The sequence below is a fragment of the Streptomyces sp. NPDC050743 genome (assembly GCF_044456925.1).
GTDB lineage: Bacteria > Actinomycetota > Actinomycetes > Streptomycetales > Streptomycetaceae > Streptomyces.
In genome coordinates, this window is record NZ_JBITGJ010000209.1 from 1 (window position 1) to 7,069 (window position 7,069).

A 7,069-nucleotide genomic window follows, 5' to 3' on the forward strand; every position below is an offset into this window, starting at 1 on the left:
CGCAGTCGCCGCAGCACCTGCGGGTGGCGCAGCAGCGTCAGCATGCCGTTGGTGATGAGGTTGACGACGGTCTCATGGCCGGCGATGAGGAGCAGCTTGGCGGTGGCGACGATTTCGGCGTCGGCCATCCGGCCGTCGGGCCCGTCGTCGTTGGCCAGCCGGGACAGCAGGCCGTCTTCCGGCCGGCAGTGGCGCTGTTCCACCAGCTCGCCGAGGCGCTGGCGCAAGTCCTTGCGGGCCTGCATGCCCTTGTCCAGTTTCTCCTTCGGGTCGGTCTCGGGGTTGTAGTCGACCGAGTTCATGATGTCGTTCACCCAGAGGTGGAACCTCGGCTCGTCCTCGCGTGGCACGCCGAGCAAGTGACAGGTCACGGTTACGGGGAACGGGAAGGCGAAGTCGTCGACGACGTCGATCTGCTCCTTGCCCGCCACATCGTCGATCAGGCCGGCGACGGTGGCGGTCAGGAAGCCTTCGAGTCCGGTCACCAGTCCAGGGGTGTGCGGGGGGCCGAAGTGACGCATCGCCATACGCCGCAGGCGATCGTGCTCGGGCGAGTCCATGTGGATGAACGACGACGTGGCCCCCTCGGCTGAGGGCATGGGACGCGACAGATTGCGCAGGTCGGAACTCAGATGCGGGTCATGCAGTATGTCCGTGATCTCGCGATAGGTGCTGATGACGTAGCTGCCGTCCTCCTGCCGAGCCACCGGCGTCTTGCGCAGCTCGGCATACAGCGGGTAGGGGTCGGCCCGGGCGCAGTAGTCGTAGATCCGTCGCAGCACGCCGGGCGTCCCTGTCGTGGTCGTCCGGCCTTCCTCCTGCGGATGCTGGTGCACGGCCGTGACGCGGCGCTCACCCGGGTCATGGCCTGTGACGACGACCGTGGCGCCCTGCGCGAGGAGGGCGGGGCCGGGGAGGTCGACGGGCACCGGTTTCATGTCGGCCGGCTGGTCCGGCGTGGGGCAGGGGGGCGGGAAAGGTGCGGCCGTCTCGATCAGCTGTCGGTAGTGGTCCAGCCACTTGCCGTTGTTGAAGCTCACGGCAGCCGTGACGCGGCCCCGATAGCCGTATGCGGTGACGAAACGGTGGTCGTCCAGCGATCCCTGGGTGACGGCCACCTCGTCGGCGAAGGTCGGCACGCCGACGGACTTGATGTTGACGCCGAACTGGATCGACCAGAACAGCGGGATGGACAGGTGGGACCGGCGGTCCGCCTGGGCGCTGACCATATTGTGTGCCGCGACCTCTGCCTGCTCCACGGCGTTGGCCCAGTGCTCCTGTGCGATGAGCCGGGATTCGTAGAGGGGGTTCGGGCAACGTGCCACGTCTCCCGCGGCGAAGACGTCGTCGGTGACGCGGCCGTTGACGTCGAGGGCGCGGCAGCCCGTGTCACAGGTGATTCCCCACACGCCCGCCGCCAGTCCCGACTCCCGCAGCCACTCGGTGTTGCGGATGCTCCCGAGTGCCACCACCGCCACATCGGCGTCGACCGTACTGCCGTCGTCGAAGTGAGCACGGCGAAACCGCCCCTGCGCATCGCCCTCCAGCCGGGCGACCTTGGCACCGCACCGCAGGTCGACGCCATGAGCGCGCTGCATGTCGGCCGCGACCTCGCCGATCATGGCGCCGAGCGCCCCGACCAGCGGGGCCGGCCCGAGTTCGGCAACGGTCACCGGGATGTCCCGCTCGCGGCAGACGGAGGCGACCTCGGAGCCGGTGAAGCCCGCACCGATGACCAGCACACGGGAGGGCCCGGCGGCGAGGGCCCGCTGCAGGCCCTCGGCATGCTCACGCGTACGCACGACGAACACTCCGTCCAGAGCCGCCTCGGACGCGACGAACCACGGCCGGGCCCGTACCCCGGTGGAGATCAGCACCCGGTCGAAGGGAACCTCGCGTCCGTCGGCGAGACGCACGTGGTGCGTGGCGAGGTCCAACCCGCTGGCGGGCACGCCCAGCAGCCACTCCGCATCGATGCCACGACGGCGGGGCAAAGTGGTGCCCCCGGCCGGCACCCACCCGGTCAGTACTTGCTTGGACAGGGGAGGCCGGTCGTACGGCTCGTCCGCCTCGTCACCGATCATGGTCAACGATCCGGTGAAACCCTCGTCTCGCAGAGCCTCCGCGGCCCGCAGCCCCGCCAGCGAAGCCCCGACGACCACGATGCGGCCATCGCGCTTGAACGCACGCAGGTTGTCGGCACTGGTCATGACGGCGGCGCCTCCGCCGGTGCGTGCCGCGTCTCCGTCTGGTCGACCAGGATCGCCTGAACCGGGCAGGCCGCCGCGGCGCGCAGCACCTGGTCGCGCTGGGCGTCGTCGGGGTTCGGGTCGTACATGAGCGCTTCCTCACCGTGCATCCGGAACGCCTCCAGGGCCAGGTACCAACTTTCACCCCGGCCTCCACGGTGAGTGGGAGCTGCAGACCCTCAAGCCGACGCCACTCCGGCGCGCGACGAGGGAGGATCCGGCCGCTACCCACCCCTAGCGAAGTCGTATCCCTGGTTGCGGATGCATTTTTTGTTACATAAGCGGTGGTCTTTTGGATTGCCTTTTCGGCGGAAACCGTGTGGCACGGTGCGCCGGAATACCGTCAGAGAATCAGCGTAAACAGCGGCACCGATACCGGCGAGTCCAGCGTGATCGATTAGATGGTCGCAGGCCAGAGACCCGGCCCGTCACTTCTTCGGCTGCCGGGGCACTCGCCTGGGACCAGTAGAAATCAAGCGCCGGGCGGATGCCGACAGAAGAGGGCAGGAGTCGGTCTCGCCGACTGCCGCCCACGACGGTTCGGTGTGCCTTTCAGCCTCGCGCGCACAGCAGCGTGATCAAATAGGGCATGGCATCGTCCTGGACTGGTAATCGGGTACGCCTACGCGCTGTCGAGCCCGACGACTGGACAGCGTTCATGCACTTCGCCGACGATGACGGGCGGCGAGGGAGCCGGCTGGATCTGCCGCGGTCCGCCGAGAGCTACCGTGCCTGGGCGAAGGAGCAAGCCGTTGCCAAGTGCGATGACGACCGCTTCCGGTTGGCAGTCGAAGCGACGGCCACGGGCGCGCTGGTCGGCACAGTCGGCTCACATCGCACCGGCCCTCGTTCAGGCTGGTTCGAGTGTCATGTCACGATCGGCGCCGACCACCGGCGTGAGGGCTACGCGACAGAAGCCGTAGTGCTGCTGCTGCGCTTCATGTTCGCCGAGCGGCGCTATCACAAATGCCTGGCAGCGATCTTCGCCCACAACGAGGCGTCGCTGGCACTTTTTCGCCGGCTCGGCTTCACCGAGGAGGGACGCTTGCGGGAACACGTTTTCTTCGCCGGCCGGCACCACGACCTCGTCATGATGGGCATGCTCGCCAACGAGTTCGACCAGCGACACATGATGAGCGAACCATGAGCTGGTCATCCAGGCCTGTGCGGAACGGCACTCGAACTTGATCAACGTTCGCTGTTCGCTGGTGGAGGCGGCCCGTCACCGACAGCAGGACTGCCCTCAGCCGCGCAAGGTGGCGCGCAGGCGCAAGCCCACAGGTGCGAGACCTTCGAGGGTGGTGACCTGGTAGCTGGGTTCCGGTCCGGGCGGTTCGCTCAAGTGGTAGCGGCGAGCGGTCTGCGCCGTCAGGAGCGTCAGCATCGCCATGGCCAGAGCGGCTCCCTCGCAGCCATGTGGCCCGGTACCGAAAGAGAGGAAGACCCCGGGTTTCGCCGACGAACCCGAATCATCGAGCCAGCGCTCGGGCCGGAACTGGTCCGGCTCGGGGAATTCCCGTGCGTCGCGGTGGGCGGTGTACGGGCAGACGAGAACGGTGGACCCGGCATCGATGGTGTAGTCGGCGAGCTGAGTCTGTCGTGGGGCGCGCCGGGTCAGTAGCCAGCTCGGGGGGTACAGCCGGAGCACCTCACTCACCAGTGCCTGGGTGTATCGCAGGTTGCCGAGGTGGGTGCTGGTGGTCGCGGACGGGTCCGCGGGCAGCGAGGCGGCTTCAGCCGCGACGCGGCCCGCCGCCTGCGGGTGCCGGGCCAGGTGGAGCAGGATCCATCCGGCTGCCCGGGAAGGGGTCTCGAAGGTGGCGACGGTGATTCCGGGAAGAGTGTCGAGGATGGCTTCTTCCGGTAGCAGTCCGTAGTGGGGGGAGGGCCGGAGCATCTGTCCCAGCATGTCGTCACCGAGTCGGCCCGATGAACGACGCCGGCGGACGATGGGCCGCAAAGCGTCGGTGAAGGCGACTTGCTGCCGTGTGCGGAACCGCCGTGCCGGTGTGGGGATCCAGCGCGGCCATACCCAACGCGAGGGGCGTACGAGCACCTCGCGGGCCAGGAAGAGCTGGAAGGCATAGGGCAGCAGGGTGGGAGCGTCTTCGGAGAAGAGGTAGCTCACGCCGATCTCTGCCAGGGCGTGCCGGACCGGTGGCAGAATCTCGACGTCCTGGCCCGTGGGCCACTGGTCGGCAAATCGAGCGGTGTGGGGCGCAATGTCACCGATCCGGGCTGCAACCGCCTGCGCACGTAGTCCACGCATGCGGGCGGCGTGAGCGCGCGCACGCTCCTCGCGTGTTGGTGCTCCGCTCGACCGCTTCAACGGCGGGAAGAGAGGCGAGGGTGCCTTGGGGAAGTCCTGCGCACGGCGCAGGACTGCTTCACACGGCCCGGCCGCAGCGGCTACGTAGACACCCGGCTCCAGCTGCCAGACGTCCCCACACTCTTCAGCGCCACGGCGCGCCAATGCCAGCCGGTCACGGCTCCAGGCCGCAAAGCTGCCTCCGGGCAACCTCGGCGGCTCATTCCTTCGGCCCATGAGATCGTCCCTGGCTCTCGTACCGGTCCAGGCCGATGCCGTCGGCAGCGTGGCTGGGAACTGGCGGGCGCCCAGGGGCGCCCGCCGGCAGTGCGGTCAGTCCTATTCGTCGCCGGCGTACGCATCCCATTCGTGGGCCCCGTACGCACCGTAGTGGCGGGTGAAGGACAGCTTGCCGAGCAGCTTGGCGATCATGACGCTCTCCTCTCGCCAGTCTTCAGCACCAAAAGCCACACATGACATATTGCCACACACGGCACATCTAAGATATAGGGCATATTTCGGTCACCGGTCGCACGCATTCGAAGAAGAAGCGGTGAGAGAGGGCGCAAGGACATCAAGTACCGCGGCCCGCTGTTCCTCGACCAAAAGGGGCTTGACCCTGGATCCTGGACACCCGAGAGACTTGGATCTTGGGTCTCCAGGAGCACGGATGTCCCGTGGTCACGAAGCACGATCCGCCGGAGTTCAAGGCGAACGCGGTCGCGTTGTACGAGTCGCGGCCGGAAGCGACGATCAGATCGGTCCCCGCTGATCCGGGGTGAACCCGGAGACCTTGCGGAACTGGGCCGGGCCGCTGGAGCGATCCGGCCACGGGGACCCGGACCGCCACCGCACCAACCCCTCGTTGCCGGATCGTCGGTTCACCGGCGGACAGTGCCCGTAGTTGAATGCACAAGGGTTCATGCTGTTCTTGTCGAACGTCAGCCGCAGGCTGTCGCTGGAAACGAGGGGGAGACGATGACCGACGACCGCGAGGCGATCGTTCCGGTGTGGACGCTGGCGACCGGTGACGTCCGGGTGCCCGCATTGACCGGAGACGGGCCGATGACGGCTGAGCGCTTGGCCGAACTGCGCGGTGTACTGGCCGCTCTGGCCGACGAGCCGATCGCCACACTTGAGGTACACCCGCTGTCGGCCAAGCTCGACCGGGGCCGAGGCATCCCGCTCGATGCCGCAAGTCCCCTGGCGCAGCACCTGTCGCAGCTCATCACGCAATCGGCGAAGAATTCCTCTGCGGCGGCCAAGGCGACCGCCACCGGTGAAAACCTGTATCGCATGGTGGTTCCGGCGAAGACCGCCGCCCAGCTCGGGCAGGGCATCGTCCGCCCGATGGCGGCGAAGGGGGTGGCCAATGGCATCCGCGGCGCATTCGTGAACTCGAAGGGCACGATCGTCGACGCGGCGTCGTTCGTGCCCGTAGGTAAAGCGGCAACGGCGGGCGCAGCCAGTGGAGCCGGTGCGACAGCCGGCGTCGCGGTCGCCGGCAGCGCGGCGCTGACCGTGGCCGCGCCGCTCGTGCTCATGGCCGTAGCGGTGGGGGTGAGCGCGCATGCCGACCATCAGCGCCAGCAGGCCATCGCGCGCATCACGGAACTGCTGGAGCAGCTGCACGACCAGAAGCTCGATGACGAGCGCAGCGAACTCGATGGCTGCCGCGATGCCATCGACAAGGCCACCGCCATCCTGCTCGACCAGGGCAAACTCGGTGTCTCGCTGGGACTGGACTCGGCCGTGCATGCCATCGGCAAGGCGCTGGCCGCCGCTGACCGGCGCCTCACCAAGTGGAAGAACGCACTTGACGAGCTACCCGAAGGCAAGGCTGTCGAGATCGACACGCTGGCCAAGTCGTTCCCCGGCGTCGACGACGACGGCGGCACATTCCGCACCCACCTGGAACTCGCCGACCTGGCCATTGCGCTGAAGCGTCGGGTCATCGTTCTGCAGGCCGTCGATCACGCCCAGAGCGACCCCGGCAACCCGTTCGAGAATTTCGCCCGCGCACTCAAGGCCGACCAGCAGCGCCTCGAGGAACTGGAGTCGAGCATCGCCCATGTCCTGGAACGCCTGTCGGCACTGGAGTTGACACGCACGAACGGATTCCTACCCGTACTCACGACCGGTGAAGTAGATCATCTGATGCGCGCGGCAAGCCGGATTCGCAAGCTGGGCGACGGCGTCATGGTCAACAGCCGCGCGACAGATGTGGCGATCGAGATCTCCCGCAACAAGGACGGCTCGGTGGTCGTGTTCCCCGCGCAGCCCGCGTAGACGCAGGCGCGCTCGCCTCGCCCTGGTCCGACCGCAGCCGGACCAGGGCGAGACTCGTCGGCGTCCTCTGCCTTTCCGCGGGCGGCATGTGCGGTGCTCGCCGCCCGCGCCGACGCTTGGGTTCCCGCTACTGAGCCTTTCCCGGTAAGCGATCATGCCTGTGTGTGATCGTTTAGACGGTGCGGTCGTATTCGAGCTGGAGCAGGACGAGGGCTGCGGCGGC

At 67.7% G+C, this 7,069-nt stretch carries 5 protein-coding genes and 1 pseudogene; 2 read left to right on the forward strand and 4 right to left on the reverse strand.

The window, feature by feature from the left end; translation table 11 throughout:
• The 3 genes and pseudogenes from ACIBJF_RS51085 to ACIBJF_RS51095 form a co-directional block, all read right to left on the reverse strand.
• Positions 1-599: cytochrome P450 (locus tag ACIBJF_RS51085; RefSeq protein WP_399184744.1), on the reverse strand; the 599-nt coding region annotated here is incomplete at its 3' end.
• 240 nt (positions 600-839) lie between these two features.
• A pseudogene (locus tag ACIBJF_RS51090) lies at positions 840-2,210 on the reverse strand (NAD(P)/FAD-dependent oxidoreductase); the annotation flags it as partial.
• Complete coding sequence (locus ACIBJF_RS51095) at positions 2,207-2,359, reverse strand: ferredoxin (RefSeq protein WP_399184740.1); 153 nt, start codon at positions 2,357-2,359, stop codon at positions 2,207-2,209. The pseudogene ACIBJF_RS51090 and the gene ACIBJF_RS51095, both read right to left, overlap by 4 nt.
• 479 nt (positions 2,360-2,838) lie before the next feature.
• On the opposite strand from ACIBJF_RS51095, the gene ACIBJF_RS51100 reads away from it, so the two are divergent.
• Complete coding sequence (locus tag ACIBJF_RS51100) at positions 2,839-3,396, forward strand: GNAT family N-acetyltransferase (RefSeq protein WP_399184741.1); 558 nt, start codon at positions 2,839-2,841, stop codon at positions 3,394-3,396.
• A 96-nt stretch (positions 3,397-3,492) separates the two neighbouring features.
• Here the strand turns inward: ACIBJF_RS51100 and ACIBJF_RS51105 are convergent, their stop codons facing one another.
• Positions 3,493-4,518: a cytochrome P450 gene (locus ACIBJF_RS51105; RefSeq protein ID WP_399184742.1), complete on the reverse strand. Its 1,026-nt coding sequence runs from the start codon at positions 4,516-4,518 to the stop codon at positions 3,493-3,495.
• Between the two features lie 1,017 nt (positions 4,519-5,535).
• Between ACIBJF_RS51105 and ACIBJF_RS51110 the strand changes: the two genes are divergently transcribed.
• A complete protein-coding gene (locus ACIBJF_RS51110) occupies positions 5,536-6,846 on the forward strand; it encodes a hypothetical protein (RefSeq protein WP_399184743.1) in 1,311 nt (436 codons plus the stop codon).
• The last annotated feature ends 223 nt before the right edge of the window (positions 6,847-7,069 follow it).

Bases quoted from the DNA above. Each gene is read 5' to 3' on its own strand.
- ACIBJF_RS51095 (WP_399184740.1), bottom strand. From the start codon at position 2,359: ATGCACGGTGAGGAAGCGCTCATGTACGACCCGAACCCCGACGACGCC.
- ACIBJF_RS51100 (WP_399184741.1), top strand. From the start codon at position 2,839: ATGGCATCGTCCTGGACTGGTAATCGGGTACGCCTACGCGCTGTCGAG.
- ACIBJF_RS51105 (WP_399184742.1), bottom strand. From the start codon at position 4,518: ATGCGTGGACTACGTGCGCAGGCGGTTGCAGCCCGGATCGGTGACATT.
- ACIBJF_RS51110 (WP_399184743.1), top strand. From the start codon at position 5,536: ATGACCGACGACCGCGAGGCGATCGTTCCGGTGTGGACGCTGGCGACC.